At 68.8% G+C, this 15,677-nt stretch carries 16 protein-coding genes; 8 read left to right on the top strand and 8 right to left on the bottom strand.

Annotation, left to right across the window (positions count from 1 at the left end):
- Window positions 1–11: 11 nt before the first annotated feature.
- Window positions 12–1,562, bottom strand: coding sequence for a potassium/proton antiporter (locus VHR41_08265; GenBank protein ID HEX3234178.1), 1,551 nt, complete (start codon window positions 1,560–1,562; stop codon window positions 12–14).
- Here VHR41_08265 and VHR41_08270 point away from each other — a divergent pair.
- The gene (locus tag VHR41_08270) at window positions 1,554–3,107 is read left to right on the top strand and encodes a cation:proton antiporter (protein ID HEX3234179.1); all 1,554 of its coding nucleotides are present in this window, start codon (window positions 1,554–1,556) and stop codon (window positions 3,105–3,107) included. The genes VHR41_08265 and VHR41_08270 overlap by 9 nt on opposite strands.
- Window positions 3,108–3,292: 185 nt before the next feature.
- On the opposite strand, the gene VHR41_08275 is transcribed toward VHR41_08270, so the two are convergent.
- The 4 genes from VHR41_08275 to VHR41_08290 all read right to left on the bottom strand — a co-directional run bounded on the left by VHR41_08275 (window position 3,293) and on the right by VHR41_08290 (window position 8,340).
- Window positions 3,293–3,943, bottom strand: coding sequence for a hypothetical protein (locus VHR41_08275; protein HEX3234180.1), 651 nt, complete (start codon window positions 3,941–3,943; stop codon window positions 3,293–3,295).
- A 391-nt stretch (window positions 3,944–4,334) separates the two neighbouring features.
- Window positions 4,335–7,163 (bottom strand): protein kinase, encoded by a 2,829-nt coding sequence (locus VHR41_08280; protein HEX3234181.1) that lies wholly within the window; start codon window positions 7,161–7,163, stop codon window positions 4,335–4,337.
- A 27-nt stretch (window positions 7,164–7,190) separates the two neighbouring features.
- A complete protein-coding gene (locus tag VHR41_08285; GenBank protein HEX3234182.1) occupies window positions 7,191–8,093 on the bottom strand; it encodes a prohibitin family protein in 903 nt (300 codons plus the stop codon).
- Window positions 8,086–8,340, bottom strand: a complete 255-nt coding sequence (locus tag VHR41_08290) for a hypothetical protein (GenBank protein ID HEX3234183.1) — start codon at window positions 8,338–8,340, stop codon at window positions 8,086–8,088. The genes VHR41_08285 and VHR41_08290 overlap by 8 nt, the downstream gene beginning before the upstream one ends.
- Window positions 8,341–8,570: 230 nt before the next feature.
- Between VHR41_08290 and VHR41_08295 the strand changes: the two genes are divergently transcribed.
- A complete protein-coding gene (locus VHR41_08295) occupies window positions 8,571–9,632 on the top strand; it encodes a hypothetical protein (GenBank protein HEX3234184.1) in 1,062 nt (353 codons plus the stop codon).
- A 51-nt stretch (window positions 9,633–9,683) separates the two neighbouring features.
- Here VHR41_08295 and VHR41_08300 read toward each other — a convergent pair whose 3' ends face one another.
- Window positions 9,684–10,709, bottom strand: coding sequence for a MoxR family ATPase (locus tag VHR41_08300; protein ID HEX3234185.1), 1,026 nt, complete (start codon window positions 10,707–10,709; stop codon window positions 9,684–9,686).
- Between the two features lie 209 nt (window positions 10,710–10,918).
- On the opposite strand from VHR41_08300, the gene VHR41_08305 reads away from it, so the two are divergent.
- The 6 genes from VHR41_08305 (at window position 10,919) to atpH (ending at window position 14,201) form a co-directional block, all read left to right on the top strand.
- The gene (locus VHR41_08305; GenBank protein ID HEX3234186.1) at window positions 10,919–11,149 is read left to right on the top strand and encodes an AtpZ/AtpI family protein; all 231 of its coding nucleotides are present in this window, start codon (window positions 10,919–10,921) and stop codon (window positions 11,147–11,149) included.
- Window positions 11,146–11,496, top strand: a complete 351-nt coding sequence (locus VHR41_08310; GenBank protein ID HEX3234187.1) for a hypothetical protein — start codon at window positions 11,146–11,148, stop codon at window positions 11,494–11,496. The genes VHR41_08305 and VHR41_08310 overlap by 4 nt, the downstream gene beginning before the upstream one ends.
- A gap of 43 nt (window positions 11,497–11,539) precedes the next feature.
- Window positions 11,540–12,544 (top strand): F0F1 ATP synthase subunit A, encoded by a 1,005-nt coding sequence (atpB, locus tag VHR41_08315; protein HEX3234188.1) that lies wholly within the window; start codon window positions 11,540–11,542, stop codon window positions 12,542–12,544.
- Between the two features lie 265 nt (window positions 12,545–12,809).
- Complete coding sequence (gene atpE / locus VHR41_08320; protein ID HEX3234189.1) at window positions 12,810–13,025, top strand: ATP synthase F0 subunit C; 216 nt, start codon at window positions 12,810–12,812, stop codon at window positions 13,023–13,025.
- A 64-nt stretch (window positions 13,026–13,089) separates the two neighbouring features.
- On the top strand, window positions 13,090–13,668 hold the full coding sequence (atpF, locus tag VHR41_08325; protein ID HEX3234190.1) for a F0F1 ATP synthase subunit B: 579 nt from the start codon (window positions 13,090–13,092) through the stop codon (window positions 13,666–13,668).
- A complete protein-coding gene (gene atpH, locus VHR41_08330; protein HEX3234191.1) occupies window positions 13,665–14,201 on the top strand; it encodes an ATP synthase F1 subunit delta in 537 nt (178 codons plus the stop codon). Before atpF ends, atpH begins: the two co-directional genes overlap by 4 nt.
- A 72-nt stretch (window positions 14,202–14,273) precedes the next feature.
- On the opposite strand, the gene VHR41_08335 is transcribed toward atpH, so the two are convergent.
- Together VHR41_08335 and VHR41_08340 are read right to left on the bottom strand one after the other, a co-directional pair.
- Window positions 14,274–14,723 (bottom strand): hypothetical protein, encoded by a 450-nt coding sequence (locus tag VHR41_08335; protein HEX3234192.1) that lies wholly within the window; start codon window positions 14,721–14,723, stop codon window positions 14,274–14,276.
- Entirely contained in the window at window positions 14,720–15,676 is a 957-nt protein-coding gene (locus tag VHR41_08340; protein ID HEX3234193.1) for an EamA family transporter, read from the bottom strand. The genes VHR41_08335 and VHR41_08340 overlap by 4 nt, the downstream gene beginning before the upstream one ends.
- Window position 15,677: the final 1 nt, after the last annotated feature.

A 15,677-nucleotide genomic window follows, 5' to 3' on the forward strand; every position in this document is an offset into this window, starting at 1 on the left:
CGGCATGAATACTACCCTTCCTCCGGCCGGCCGAACATCAGCTGCACCAGTGGCCGGTCCTCCGGCCGGGCCAGCACGTACACGTGGTCGCCCGGCTGGAGCACGGTGGCTCCGCGCGCCGGCAGCAACTGGTTTCCCCGCACGATCAGCGCGATCGACGCACCCTCCGGAAAGTCCAGCTCGTCGAGCGACATGCCCGCCACCAGCACCGCCTCGTCTATATAGAAGGAAAGGAGATCGCCCTCCAGCGGCAGCCGGGACTCGATGGTGAGCACCGCGGGCGGCGCCGGCGGCTCCTTGGCCTGCAGGCCCAGCCGGCGGGTGACCCAGGCCACGGTGCCGCCCGGCACCAGCGCGTTCACCACCACGATGAAGAAGACCAGGTCGAAGATCCGCGGCGCGCCCGGCGCTCCCGCGAGCACCGGAAAGGTGGCCAGCACGATCGGCACCGCGCCCCGGAGGCCGACCCATCCGATGTAGAGACTCTCCCGCGCCGAGTAGCGGAATGGGAGGAGACAGAGCGCCACCACCAGCGGGCGCACCACGAAGGCGAGCAGCACCGCGAGCCCGAGCCCGGAGAACGCCACCGCCTCCATTCGAGAGGGAAATACCAGTAGGCCCAGCACCAGGAACATGCCGATCTGAGCCAGCCACGCGAGCGCGTCGTGCACCCGGAGCAATCCCGGCCGAAATGGGAGCGGTCCGTTGCCCAGCACCAGTCCGGCCAGGTAGACCGCGATGAAGCCACTGCCGTGCAGCAGGGTGGTGGCGCCGTAGGCCAGGAGGGCCAGCGCCAGGGTGAGCGCGGGATAGAGCCCACCGCTCTGGAGGTGCAGCCGAGCCAGGAGCTGGCGCCCCCAGTAGCCCAGTGCCACGCCGAGGATGCCGCCCACGGCGAGCTGCACCAGGACTTCCACTCCGACGTGCCACGCGTCGGTCTCACCGGGGCGCAGCAGGTTGGTGGTGAGCGCGGTCGTCAGGATGACGGCCACCGGGTCGTTGAGTCCGGACTCCAGCTCCAGCGTGGTGCCGACCCGCCGGCGAAGCTGGAGCCCGCTGCCCCGCAGAATGGCGAACACCGATGCGGCGTCGGTGGAGGAGACGATGGCGCCGAGCAGCAGCGCCTCGGGCCAGGAGAGTCCCCACGCGTGGGCGGGCACGGCCAGCAGCGCGCCGGTGAGCGCGACGCCCACCGTGGCCAGCACCGATGCGGGCGCCCAGGAGCGGCGCATCGCCTGCAGCGGGGTGTTGAGTCCGCCGTCGAACAGGATCAGAGCCAGCGCCAGCGAGCCGAGGCGGAAGGCGAAGCCATAGTCGGCGAAGGCGATCCCGCCGACGCCCTCGGAGCCGGCCAGCATGCCGATGAGCAGAAACAGCAGCGCGATGGGCACGCCGATCCGCTGCGACGCCCGGCTGAAGAGCACACTCACGCCCAGCAGGAGGCCGCAGGTGGTGAGCAGCAGGGCGGTGGCGGTGGGCTCGTGCACGGTCATGGCAGTCGAGCTTAGCCCCCGGGTGGCGGGCGGCGCCAGGGCCGGGACATACTTGAGCCCATGACCCATGACAGCTTCCCCGCGCTGCTCGCCCTGGTGGGCATCGTCATTATCGTCTCGTCTCTGCTCTCCGGAGTAGTCGAGCGGACCGGGCTCCCCCAGGTTGCCATCTTCCTCCTGATCGGCGCCGTGCTCGGCCCCGCGGGGCTGGGGCTGGTGGATCTGCGCCTGGAGTCGCCCGCGCTCCAGGTGATCGCGACGCTGGGCCTGGTGCTGGTGCTGTTCAGCGACGCCATCGGAGCGGACATCGGCGAGATCCGGCAGCAGCGCCGGCTCGCGGCGCTTATCCTGGGTCCAGGGACGCTCCTGCCCGCCGCCATCACCGCGCTCGCGGCCTGGCTCCTGCTCGGCCTCCCACCGGCGGCAGCGGCCATCCTGGGCGCCGCCCTCGCCTCGACCGATCCGGTCCTGCTGCGGACCCTGATCCGCCACCCCAGCCTGCCCCCCTCGGCCCGGCTCGCGCTTCGTCTGGAGAGCGGGATGAACGACGTGATCCTGCTTCCCATCGTGGTGCTCTGCATGCTGACCCTCCAGGCCGGCATCGCCGCGCCGGCCTGGGAGATCGAGAGCCGCGCGGTGGGCCTCTTCCTGCTCGGGCCCATGCTGGGCGCGTTTGCCGGCTGGGTGGCGATCACCCTGCTGGACCAGGTGCGCCGGCGGGTCGGCGTCCGGCGGGATTACGAGTCGCTCTATGCGCTGGGGGTGGCGTTCTCCGCCTACGCGGCAGCTGAGGCGGTGGGCGGGAGCGGGTTCCTGGCGGCCTTCGGGGCCGGGCTGGTGATCGCGGCGCTGGACGTCGAGCTGTGCGACTGCTTCCTCGACTACGGCGAGGCGTCGGCGGAGATGTTCCTGCTGCTCACCTTCGTGGCGTTCGGCGCGGGGCTCATCTGGACGGGGTTCCGGGTGGCGGGGGACTGGCGGGTGCTGCTGTTCGCGGTGGTGGCGCTGGGCGGACGGACGGCGGCGCTCTTTCCGGTGCTTCGGGGCTCCGTCGTGGGGGAGCGGGACCGCAATATCATTGCGATGTTCGGCCCGCGGGGCCTGAGCTCCCTCCTGCTGGTGCTGCTGCCGGTATTCGCCGGGATTCCGGGCGCGGAGCAGCTGTTCGAGATCACCTCACTGGTGGTGCTGCTGTCGGTGGTGGTGCATGGTGGCGGCATCGCACTCTATCTGCGGCGGCACGGCGGGGCGGCCGCGGTGTCCGCTCCGTCGGATACGGCCCGTCCCCAGTTGGCGGACACCGGGTTTCACCCCGCATCGTCGTCGCATCCGCAGCTCGCGGATACGGCCTTCCACGTCACCCCGCTTCCGCGCGCTCGACCGGCGTCGGTGGACGGCGAGCCGGTACCCGAGCGGATCACCATCCAGGAGTTCCGCGACCTGCACCGGTCCGGCGAGCCAATCGTGGTGGGCGACGTCCGCACCGAGCGGAGCTACCGGGACGATCCCCACATCGGCACCGGCGCCATCCGCCTGCCGCCGGACGATGCGGTGCGGCTGGCGCGGCAGAAGAGCCTCGACCAGCACGCCACCATCGTCCTCTACTGTGCGTGAAAGGACGAAGCCACAAGCACCCGGGTGGTGCGAGAGATGAGAAGGGCGGGATGGAAGAAGGCCCGGGCGCTGGTGGGCGGCTGGGCAGCGTGGCAGGCGGAGGGGTTGCCGGTGGAACCCAAGGACGGCACCACCGGCTGACGGCCGGGTCGACGCTCGGCACCCGCGCGCACACCGCGGGCATCTCAGAAGTGCGTAATGGAGACCAGCTCGCTCGCGATCCGCCCTCCCTTGGGCTGCTCCTCCTCGACAAAGCCAGTCCCGGGACAGTAGAACTTGTGCTCTCGAACCCCCAGCTCCAGGAGGCTCCACTCCATCGTCTGGAGGCAGTGATCGAAGGAGCCGTAGGGAACGTCTACCTTGGCTTTCAGGCTCAGCGCCTTGGCCCGGTCTTCCGCCACGTCGGGGGCGTCTTCCTGCACATAGGTGGCTCCCGTCTTCGGGTGGGCCAGCATGATGATCCCCGGGTGAGCTCCATTGACTCCGGCCTCCCAGGAGCCCTCGGTGCTCACGACCTGGCCGTTCTCGATCTCCTTGGAGTCCTCGCCGAAGTACCAAACGTTGCCCTGCTTGTCCTGGGCTTCCCAATCGAAGGTATCCTCGGTCAGCTCGCCATCGAGGAAGACCTGATCGTGCACCACCGTCACTGCGACGCCGAGAATCTGCTTGGTGTCGCGGGTGATGATGACGTCGTTCGTCTCTACTCCATCCGGGGTCTCGCTGCGATAGTGGTAGGCGGTCCCCGGGGTCTGCGGTAGATAGGGATTGTCGATCAGGGGGACGAAATTGGAGGGGTCGAACGGAATCTGCACCAGACTGGCCGCGGTTACGGGCAACGCCTCCGATCCGGCTTGCCCAGCCTCTGACGCGGGTGAGGAAGGCGCATCACACCCTTGAACCAGCAGTGCCAGCATCGCGGCCCACGAGCTGGCTGCTCCAGCATAGCGTACCATACCTGCCTCCTGCGAACGAACAGAGTGTCGGCCTGGACCGAGGCCGGCGGCTCGGTCGGAGGGATACGAACAACCGCCGCCGATTCGCCGACGGTGCCGGTCGTCCAGAGGAGCATCCGACCGGAGGGGTTTGTGACGAAATGGGGTCGGAGGTCCTCTTGAGCAGAGCAGCACTGGTCGCTCTCGAGGATCGGCCGAAGGCCTCAACGGTCAAGGACTTGCACCCAATTCGCGGGAGGGTGGCGGCGAGTGATGGTCGCATTCCGATGGCGTCTCAGGACGGCGGCCGCTCCGATGCCAGTGCGGCCATCCGGTGGCGAACTTCGGTCACCTGCGGTTGCAGGTCACGGTCGGCATCTCGCCACAGGTCCACAAAACGTTGGTAGGCCTGCATAGCTCGCTTCTGGTCTCCGCGTGCTTCGTACAACTCGCCCGTGCGCCGCAGGATCGGTGCGAGGTTGTAAGGATCCGATTCCAGACGGAAGTTTTCCGTCGATGCGAGGTATTGCTGATAGATCGCAAGCGCCGAATCGACGTCGCCAGCGCGATCGTAGGCCGTGGCGAGCTCCGGGAGCCACCAGTAGTGCGAATAGATGGTCCGAGCCTGGCGGAATCGTTCGGCTGCCGTGGGATAGAGTTTTTCCTGCAGCGCTGCCGCTCCTTGCTGTGCCATCCGCCACCAGCGGGATTCCCGGTTGTGCTCGCCAGTCTGCCGGAGCGAGGCTGCACGGTCGGGGCGCCCGGCCATGGTGTAGAGGAACGCGATCACGCCGTCGGGCCGATCGATCGGGCTAGTCGCGGCGAAGTCATCGCTCGCGACCAGGCTGTCCAGCCGCCGCACGGCAACCTCCCTGCCGTTTCCGACATAGATGCCGAACCAGGTCGCATCGAGCGCCGGCCGGAGCGCCCCGGCCCGTGACCCGTCGAGCTCCGCCGCGCGCCGATCGAGCTGCCCGCTCTCGTGAAGCCGGCCGCGGGTCCGGGCCACATCGGCCAGTAGGCGGGTGGCGTGCGCCCGTTCGGCGTCCTCCTCGTGGAAGGCGAGCGCCCGCCGGAATGCGCGGTCAGCCGAGTCGTATTGGGCCCGTGCCGCCGCCATCAACCCGACCTGGATCTCGAAGGTCGGGCTGACGCCGAACCGGGTCCGCCAGAGAGCGAGGGTGCTCTCGGCGGCCGCCATCCGGCCGCGAGAGACCTGGGCGTCAACCAGATTGGTCCACGGAGCGACATCGTTGGAGTCTACCTGAATGGCCCGCGCGGCCATGCTTTCCGCCTCTTCGAGGTCATCGTCGAACCACGCATGCAACCCCAGGTTCTTGAGCGCGAGAGGATCGGTCGAGTCGAGCGCCAGGAGCGAGCGGTACGCTCCGCGCGCCTGTGCCGGATCGTCCAGCACCCAGTCCGCGTATTGGCCCTCGATCCTGTAGCGCTCCCGCTCGGTGAGCCGCTCGCGCAGAGCGTAGGCTCGCGACGTCGCGTCCTGCTGCCTGGCACGATCGCGATCCATATCCCAGAGAATCAGGCCCAGTTGCTCCCAAGCCATGGCAAACGCCGTATCGAGACGCACCGCGTCTTCGTAGAGCGCGAGCGCATCACCCCATCTGCCCGCCGCCCTGGCCCGGGCGCCGAGGGAGTAGCGACGGAGCGCGTCTAGCGACGCCGTTGTGACCGCCTCGAGCGGCGGCTCCGCTCGAACACTGCGGAGCGACTCCCCAATGCGTCGCCGGAGGTGGCGCGAGAGGCGATCCACGGCGCCGATGAGCTGCGCCGCACTCGCGGCGGTCTCCCGCTCCGCTGCCAGCACCCGCCCGCTGTCGGCGCTCACCAGGGTGGCGGAGACGACGTAGCCCTCACCCAAGCGGGCCACCTCGCCGCTCAGCACCGCCTTGATGCCTTCGCGCTGCGCGACCTCGCGCCCGCGCTCCGCCGTAAGGGGCACGGTATCCGGCCGCTGCATCCGTTGGAGCGCTGCTCTGACTCGTGGCGGGCTCGCCAGACGTATCAGCCGGGACTGGGCGAAATCGACCCGGAAGGCCTCGGTGACCGCCGTCGCGAGAGAGCTGTCATTGGCGTGATCGGCGAAATCGGCGAGGACGAGCTCGTCGCTCGCTGCGAGCGACCCGGCACTCACCAGCGATTCGCGCTGAATGAGCCCCAGGGCGGTCGCCGCGATGAGTGCGACGACCGCGACGCCGGCGATCGCCGCGCCCACGACGGCCGGCCGTATGCGACGTCGTCGCTCTGGGGTATGCTCACCCAGCGCGCGAACGAACTCCGCCATCGAGCGGAATCGGTCGGCCGGCGCTCGGGCCAACGCTCTCGCAATCGCGTACTCGATCGCCTCCGGCACCGACGGGCGTAGCAGCCGGACGCGAGGGGCCTCGGTCGTCATCCGTTTGGCGATGATCGCCTGCGTCGTGGGGCCGGTGAACGGCGGCTCCCCGGCCAGCATCTCGTAGAGGACGCAACCGAGGGCGTACAGGTCAGCGCGGGCATCGGTCAAATGGTCCCCGCTGGCCTGCTCGGGGCTCATGTAGGCCGGAGTTCCGACCACGACGCCAGTCTCCGTGAGCTGCTCGCTACCGACTCCCAACGCGCGCGCGATCCCGAAATCGGCCACCAGCGTGCTGCCATCGTTGGTCAGGAGAATGTTCTCGGGCTTCACGTCGCGGTGGATCACGCCGTGCTGGTGGGCATAGTCGAGTCCTCTCGCCGCTTCGACCGCGATCCGGAGAGCGTCCTCGACCGGCAGTTGGCCCTCACGGCGCAGGCGGTCGCGGAGCGACTCGCCTTCGACATAGGGCATGGTGAACCACAGCCGGCCACCGCCAGGCTCGACGGCGCCAGCCTCACCGGAATCGAACACGGTCAGGATGTGCGGGTGCTGCAGGCGGGCGGCCGTGCGGATCTCGCGCTGGAAACGCTCCGGCCCGAGCGCCGCCGCAAGCTCGGGGTGCAAGACCTTGAGCGCCACCCGCCGGTCGTGCTTCAGATCTTTCGCGAGGTAGACCGTTGCCATTCCGCCCCGGCCGAGCACTCGCTCGATCAGATAGTGATCGCGCAGAGCCTCGGTGAGGGCGGGCGGCGGTAGCGACGGCGGCATTTTTCGGCGGCTGGAGACCTCTCGAATCTACTTCCCCGGCCCCGGCAACTGCAGCATCGGCATCGCCCCGCCGGTCACCTGCGGCATCTGCCCGTTCCACCGCTTGCTCATCTCGTACTGCACCAGCGTGGGGGTGATGCTCTCGCTCAGGAGCCGGTTGGCCTTGGCCTGCGCCTCCGCCTCCGCCAGAATCGCCTTGGCCCGGCCGGCAGCCTTGATCGAGTCGCCCTGGGCCTGGAACTGGTTCTTCTGCAGCTCGTTCTGCGACGTGAGCGCCTGCTGCTGCATGACGTTCTTCTGGTTGATCGCCTCGATGACGGCTGGCGGCGCGCGCAGCTCGTTGATAGTGAACTGCTTCACCTGAATGCCGTAGGGATCCAGCCGCTGCTCCAGCGACTTGGTCACCCGGCCGGTCACTTCGGCCTTCTTGGGGCCGATGATCGCCGCGATCTCCTCGTTGCCCACCACTTCCTGTAAGGCTTGCCGGATGGCCTGCTTGACATAGGTGTGCTGGATGGTGCCTATGTCCGTCCGGAAAGTGGAATAGAGCGCCGGCACTTTGGTCGGGTCGAGCTCGAACGACATCGACACGTCGAGCGACAGCGGCTGGCCTTCGACGCTGTTGACGTTGATCTCGTCGTTGTTGCTCGACCCTTCGCTCGAGGCCCGGGTCAGCACCAGGGTCTGCATGAACGTGGGATACTCCTCGATCCCGGTCGTGAGCGGATTCCGCGCGTGGAGGCCGGGCCCGAGCGGCCGCGGGTCCACCCCGCCGCCGGTCCGATGGATCACGATGCCGACGTGCCCCGGATTGACGTACGTCACCGCCGTCGGCCCCAACAGCAGCAACACCAGCAGCCCCAGAGCGATGCCGGCCAGCCGCGCGATCCTGCTGAGGCCACTGTCGCCGTCGCCCATGGCACTACTCATGTAACGCCTCCTTGTAGCACACCGGACACATGCGGCTGCCGGACGGCAGTCGCACCAGCTCTTCCTCCCGCTGCAGGCCGTGGATGGGACACTCCAACTCCAGCTCCCGCTCCAGCCGCCGGCGGTTGCCGACCTGCCGCAGCAGGAGACCCAGCGGCGTCCACTGCCGGAGGACAAAGAAAAGGAGGGCGGCCATCGTCGCGAGCATCGCGACGAACAGCACGCCCTCCACAATGATCCCTGCCATGTCCTCCGCCTCTGTTGGTGAAGCGTCCTTCCGGACGCCACAAATATAGCGCGCCGGAGACGACTCCGTCAGCGGCCCCGGCCGCCGGGCATGACCGTTGCCCCTTCACCTCCGCGTCGGCCCAGCCGGTCTCACCCGGCGGTGCTGCAAGCTCCGACACGATCGCGCAACCCGATCTCACAGAACCGGTTACGGTTCCCTTCACGCTCCCAGCTCCGGAGGTCGCACGCATGCTCGTCCTGCATTCCGCAAGGCGCGTCCCGGTGGTCGCAAGCCTGCTGCTCCTGCTCGCTGCCTGCTCTCACGACAACGGGCCGAGCGAGTTCAATCCTGCCGGCGCGACCGCCGACCTGACCGCCGCCGAGGACGCCTTCCAGGCACCCGCCGTTACCAGCTATGGGGCGGTCAGCAGCGACATCGCGTTCGCGCTCGGCGGTTCGGCCGCCGTGGTCGGTTCCCCCGCACTCGCCCTCTCCGGGAGCTCCAGCCGCGAGCGATATGCCCGCGCCGTGACCCGCATGCTTCCCGCCTCGTCGGGGATGCAAGCCTCGGTGGCCGCGATTCCAGCCAGCGCGCTGGGCACGACCTACGAGTGGGACACGACCAGCGACGTGTACGTGCAGTCCGACCTCCCCGGCGCGCCATCCAACGGCGTGCGCTTCCTGCTCTACGCGGTCAATCCGGTCACTTTGCGTCCGGTCGAGCCGCTGGATGAGGTCGGCTATGTGGACTTCATCGACGAGAGCGGCAGCAGCACCCTCGCCGTCCGCGCCATCGTCGTCTCCAATGGCACCACCTATCTGGATTACAGCGTGCACGCCAGCGGGACCAGCTCCTCGGGATCGGTCACCGTCACCGGCTACGCCTCCGACGGCACCATCCGGGCGAACTTCAACCTGGAGAACGCCCTCACCCAGACCACCGATGGCATCACCCTGGAGCTCGACTACGGCCTGGACGTGCCCAACCGGAATCTCGAGCTCGACTGGACGGCGACGATCAGCGAGGTCAGCGGTCAGGAGACCCAGGTGGGCGTCGACCTCACCATCCAGGGGGAGAACGGCACCATCCGGCTGCAGGGTACGGTGGCCGCGGGCGACGGCAGCTTCACCGTCCGGGTGAATGGGGATCTCTTCGCCACGATCACGCTCTCGAGCGGCAGCGAAGCGGTGATCACCGGCGCGAACGGGGGGACGTTGACCGCGGAGGAGGAGGAGACGCTGCGGACGATTCTGAGCTACTACGACGACTCGTTCGGCGTGTTCGGCGCTCTGCTGGCGCCGATCGGCTGAGAGCAGAAGCAGCAAGGTTGAACGACGGCCCGGCGAAGTTGCCGGGCCGCTCTATTTCGAGCTGCCCAGCCAGGCCTTGCCGCCGATCAGCTCCTGCACCAGATCCTCGCTGGTGCGATCGGCCGCCTCCGCGGCGAAGTTGGTGACGACCCGGTGGCGCAGCACGGCAGGCGCCACGCTGCGGACGTCGTCGAGATCGGCCATTGGCCGGCCGGCCATCGCCGCGCGCGCCTTGGCGCCGAGCACCAGATACTGCGAGGCCCGGGGTCCGGCGCCCCAGTCGACGTACTCCCGGATGAACGGCGGCGCGTCCGCGTCCGGCGGTCGGGTCATGCGGGTGAGCGCGACCGCCGAGCGGATTAGCCCCCGCGAGACCGGGATCCGGCGCACCAGCGTCTGCATCGCCAGCACGGACTCCGCGTCCAAGACCGGCTCCAGCGGCGCGCGGACGGAGCCGGTGGTCTGCTCCACGATGGCCTCCTCTTCGGTGCGGCTCGGGTAGCCCACCCGAAGCTCCAGCATGAAACGGTCGAGCTGCGCTTCGGGGAGGGGGTAGGTCCCCTCCTGCTCGATCGGATTCTGGGTGGCCAGGACGAAGAACGGGTCGGGCAGGTGATAGGTGGTGCCACCGGCGGTGACCTGGTGCTCCTGCATGGCCTGCAGCAGCGCGGCCTGGGTCTTGGGCGGCGTGCGGTTGATCTCGTCGGCCAGCACGATGTTGGCGAACAGCGGGCCGGGAACGAACCGGAAGGCGCGCTTTCCGGTGGTCAGGTCCTCCTCGATGATGTCCGTGCCGGTGATGTCGCTGGGCATGAGGTCCGGGGTGAACTGCACCCGGTTGAACGACAGATTGAGCGCCTCGGCCACGGTCTGGACCATGAGGGTCTTGGCCAGGCCCGGCACGCCGATGAGCAGGGCGTGTCCTCCGGCCAGCACCGCGGTCAGAATCCCGTCCACCACGTCTTCCTGCCCGACGATGCGCTGGGCCACCTGGCGGCGCAGCTTGGCGACGGCATCGACCAGCCGGGCGAGCTGCTGGACGTCATCGTGCTGGGCGGCGGGTCGGGTGGCGGTCATCGGATCTCGGCGATTGGTCGGGTGGGTGAGAGTATTGTGGAGATTACCCGGGTCTCAGGATGGACGCCAGGCGCAGACCTGGTGTTTCAACGGCGGAGGCGAAGAAACGACACTCTGTCATTGCGAGAAGATCCATCCCTTGGTCGCTGGCGCTCCTCAGGGTGCGGAAAACGCTTGCGAAATATTTCACAAGCGGGTAGCTTAGCCCCGTGAAAACCCCTGATCCGGGCGGCGGGAAAACCCCCGGGCCGATGCGGTACGCGGGGCTCGGGATCCAGCTCGCGGTGAGCCTGGTGGTGTTCGTCCTGATCGGGCAGTGGGCCGACAAGAAGCTCGGGACCGGGGGAATCGTCACCATCCTGGCGGCTTTCGTCGGGTTCGGTGGGACGATGTACTCGCTGGTCCGAAGCCTTAATCGCAAGGACAACGGCGACGAGTGACGGCCGGCCGCTACCTCCTCGGCGTAAGCCTCGTGGCCGCGGCCGGAGCAGGGCTGGTGCTGGCGGTACCCGATGAGGTGCGGGCGGAAGTCATCTGGGGCGTGGCCACCGGCCTGATCCTGCAGACACCGCTCGGCTGGTGGGCGCTTCGAAGCATCGGCCGGGACGAGTTCATGCTGGTGTGGGGACTCGGGATCCTGGTGCGGCTCACCGTGGTGGGCATCGCGGGCCTCGCGCTCATTCCCGTCCTCGGCCTCCGCGCCGGCCCGATGCTCGGTTCGATGGTGGGAGTTCTGGTGGCCCTGCTCCTGGTAGAAGGCGTCACCGCAGCCCGGGAACATCCGTAGCGCAGACCCGTAGCGCAGACCCGTACCGCAGAGAAGAAGAGCGATGATCCGATCCGGTCGTCTGGCGATGGTGGGACTGACGGCGGCGCTGCTCGGCGCCGGCTTCGCACCCATGGCGTCGCTCATGGCCCAGGAGCCCACCGGGGAAGTGGCTCGCGAGGCGGTGGCGCCGCGGAACCAGGCGCAGGCCGCCCGCGATCAGATCGACATCGTTCACCACATCGGCAACTCCCACGAGGTGGAGACTCCGTTCGGCGTGTGGCACCTGCCCGAGGGATGGACCATTCCGCTCGGCACCGCCGCCAACGGGGAGCCGCGGTCTCTCGACCTGTCGCCCACCAAGCACATGGTGTACATGGTGCTCGCCGCGCTCATCGTGGCGTTGACGTTCCTACTCAGTGCGCGGTCCATCAGCGCGGCGCAGGCGCGGGGTCGGCCATCGAAGGGCTTCGCGGGTGCGATGGAGGCCATGGCGCTGTACATCCGCCAGGAAGTGGTATTGCCCAACGTGGGGCCGCACGGTGAGGGGTTCACGCCGTATCTGCTGACCCTGTTCTTCTTCATCCTGACGATGAATCTCCTCGGGCTGCTTCCGTGGGGTGCCACCCCCACCGGCAACATCACGGTCACCGCCGCGCTCGCGATCATCGCGTTCCTGGTGATCGAGGTGACCGGGATGCGGGCCCTGGGACCCAAGGGCTATCTGGGCACCATCTTCTATCTGCCGCATGGGCTCCCGGGTGGGGTGGGCGGGAGCTTCCTCAAGGTGGTCCTGCTCGCGGTCCTGACCCCGATCGAGCTGATCGGGAAGCTGGCCAAGCCGTTCGCGCTGGCGGTGCGGCTCTTCGCCAACATGACATCGGGGCACGTGCTGGTGCTGGCACTGATCGGACTGACGTTCCTGTTCCAGAGCTATACCGTCGGGGTGGCGGCCGCGCTGCTGGCCACCGGGGTGATGCTGCTGGAGCTGTTCGTGGCGTTCCTGCAGGCCTTCGTGTTCACGCTGCTGACCAGCGTGTTCATCGGCCTGATGCGCGCCGAGCACTGAGGCAGGGAGCAGGACCGGCGCCCGCGCGCGCTCGCGCGGGTGCCGGCATGTAGTCCGCCGAACGGCGGACAATGCCCGCTGTTCTCGACCCATCGGGTCGGAACGCCGGCGGGCTACCGTGACGAGGTCGCTCCGGAGAGGCGGCCCACGCATGGCGGGCGCGGCGGAATCTCATCTCCCATCCAAAACGAGGGAGCACGCTATGCTGCACATGCTCGCCCTGCTGCAGGCTGCGGCCGCGGCCGGCGCGGACAAGGGCTATGGTCTGATCGGCGCGGGTCTCGCCGCCGGGCTCGCGGTGGTCGGCGCCGGCATCGGGATCGGCCGGATCGGTGGCTCGGCCACCGAAGGGATCGCCCGCCAGCCCGATGCAACCGCCCGGATCCAGACGGCGATGATCATCGCGGCCGCGCTGGTGGAAGGCGTCGCGCTGTTCGTCGCGGTCATCGCCTTCCTGATTCAGGGGAAGATCAATTTCTGAAGCCGTTTCGTACCCGGCCAAGGCCATGGACCACCGGTCCATGGCCCGCCGTCTCGAGGTTACCATGACGCAGATTTTCCGGCTCGCTCTCCCCTCGATGTCCCTCCTCCTCGGAGCCGCTCCATTGGCGGCACAAGAGGAGCACGCGTCCGGCCCGCTCACGGTCGAGGGCGGCCTGATGTTCTGGACCGTCGTGGTGTTCCTGATCCTGCTGGCGGTGCTCAAGCGGTTCGCCTGGCCGGCGGTCCTGGGCGCGGTGGAGGCCCGGGAGAAGGCGCTGGAGGAACAGCTGGCGGAGGCCGAGCGGAACCGGGCCGAGTCGGCGGCGCTGCTGGAGGAGCACAAGAACCTGATCGCCGGCGCCAAGTCCCAGGCGCACGCGGTGCTGGCCGAGGCCAAGGCGCTGGCGGAGAAGGAGCGCGCGGTCGCGCTGGAGAAGACCAGGCAGGAGCAGGAGGAGCTGCTGGCCCGGGCGCGGCGCGACATCCAGACCGAGCGCGACCGGGCGATCACCGAGCTCCGCCGCGAGGCCGTGGATCTCTCGCTCGCGGCGGCATCCAAGCTGATCGGCGAGCGGCTCGATTCGCCCACCGACCGGAAGCTGGTGCTCGAGTATCTCGCGTCGTTGGAGTCGCAGCATTGAGGTCCGTCACCATCGCCCGCAACTACGCCGAGGCGCTGTTCGCCCTCGGCGAGCGCACCGGGCAGACGGAGCGGTTCGCGGAGCTCATGGATGCCGTGGCGGCCGCGGTGGAGACCACGCCGCAGGTACAGGCAACACTGATGTCGCCCAGGGTGCCCAAGGCCGCCAAGGCACGGCTGCTGGGCTCGGCGCTCGCCGGTGTACCCCGGGAATTCGTGCTGTTCCTCCAGGCGGTGGTCAAGCGCGGGCGGCAGATGCTCTTCCGCGACATCGCCACGGAGTACCTGGAGCTGCTCGATATCAAGCTCAACCGGCTGCGTGCCGGCGTCACCCTGGCCCGGCCGGCCGATGAGGCACTCCGGCGCTCGATCCAGGACAAGCTGAGTCAGCAGCTCGGCAAGCAGGTGCTCGCGTCGTTCTCGGTCGATCCTGAGATCCTCGGGGGCGCCGTGGTCCGGGTGGGCGAGCGGATCCATGACGGCTCGGTGCGGCGGCGGATGACCAAGCTCCGGCGGGCGCTCTTGACCCGCTGAGTCGCGCGTCCGCGGCGACGATCCCGCGAAGCTCACCGTCGAGGGCAGGCCAAGTGGCCTGCCCTCGTTGCGTCAGGGGAGCGGCTCCAGATCGGGTGGCACCCATCCCGCCCGGGCGGCGGGCGACATGAGCAGTGCCTGGCTGTAGTACCGGAACGGCAGATCACGTGCGCCGTAGCGCTGGAAGAGCAGGTTGGCGCGGGTGGCCCAATCGCCCTCGGGCATCTCGTCTCGGACGAATCGCCCGACCACCCGCATGTAGAGACGGGTCATGGTCTCGTGGTACCCGCGGGTGGGTGTGGGCACCAGACCGTGGGACGCGTTCAGCCGGTGGATGCCTTCGCGCATGAGCTCCAGCGCGCAGTCCGGCGGATGGTGGGTCGCGTACCAGAGGGCCACGGTGAGGTGTGCCCGATGAGTCCACCGCCCGTGCGGCAGGCTGCAATCCCCGAACGCCTCGATCAGGCGGTGGACCTCCCCTGCGTCGGCAAAAGGCCGGTCGCGCGCGACGATGCCGGTCACGCCCGCTCCGGGAACCGGCGCCTGCCCTCGGGCCCGATCGCGCGCATTTCGCTGGTGCTGAGGTTGGCGGCGCGAGAAGCGAGCTGGATCCAGATCACCGCCCCCAGGATCAGCACCATCGCGCCCACGGTCCGGAAGGTGACCGACTCGTGGAGGATCAGCCAGCCGAGGGCGACCGCGACCACCGGGTTGACGTAGGCATAGGTGCCCACGATGGTGGCGGACGCGTGCTTCAGGGCGTACCCGTACGCGGTGTATCCCACGATCGAGCCGAACACCACCAGATAGGCGAGCGCGCCGAATCCGGTCGGCGTCAGGTGCCAGGCAGGCCACTCACCCAGCGCGAGACCGATCCCGGTCAAGAGGGCGCCCGATATCGCCATCTGTATCGCGGCCGCCGCGTAGGGCGAGGTCTCGGTCGGGTGGCGCTTCCAGTAGACGGTTCCGAATGCCCAGGAAGCGCTCGCCAGGGTGAGCGAGACGGGGCCGCGCAGATCGGCCACGAGCAGGTCGCCCGGCGTGACGCCCGCGAGCAGCGCGCTCCCCAGGAAGCCGAGCGCCAGGCCCAGGCCGATGCGCCAGGTCAGAACACTCTTTCCGCCCGGGATGACCGCGTCGAAGAACGCGGCCCAGAGCGGCATGGCCGCGACAAACACGCTGGCCGGGCCCGAAGGCATGAACTGCTCGGCCCAGACGACGATGGCGTTGCCGCCGACCAGCAGGAAGAGCGAGGTGAAGGCGAGTGTGCGCCAGTCGCGGGTCCGCTTGGGGAGCCGGCCGCCGGTGGCGAGCACGCCAGCCCCCAGCAGCAGCCCGGCGATGAAGAAGCGAATCCCGGCGAACAGGAACGGCGGCAAGTGGGCGACGCCGATCCGGATGAACAGGTAGGTGGACCCCCAGATGGTGCACATGAGCAGGTAGGCGATGAGCGCCTTGCCGCGGAGACCTGCCATC

This window comes from Gemmatimonadales bacterium (genome assembly GCA_036265815.1).
In the GTDB taxonomy this organism is placed as follows: Bacteria; Gemmatimonadota; Gemmatimonadetes; order Gemmatimonadales; family GWC2-71-9; genus CAVVWJ01.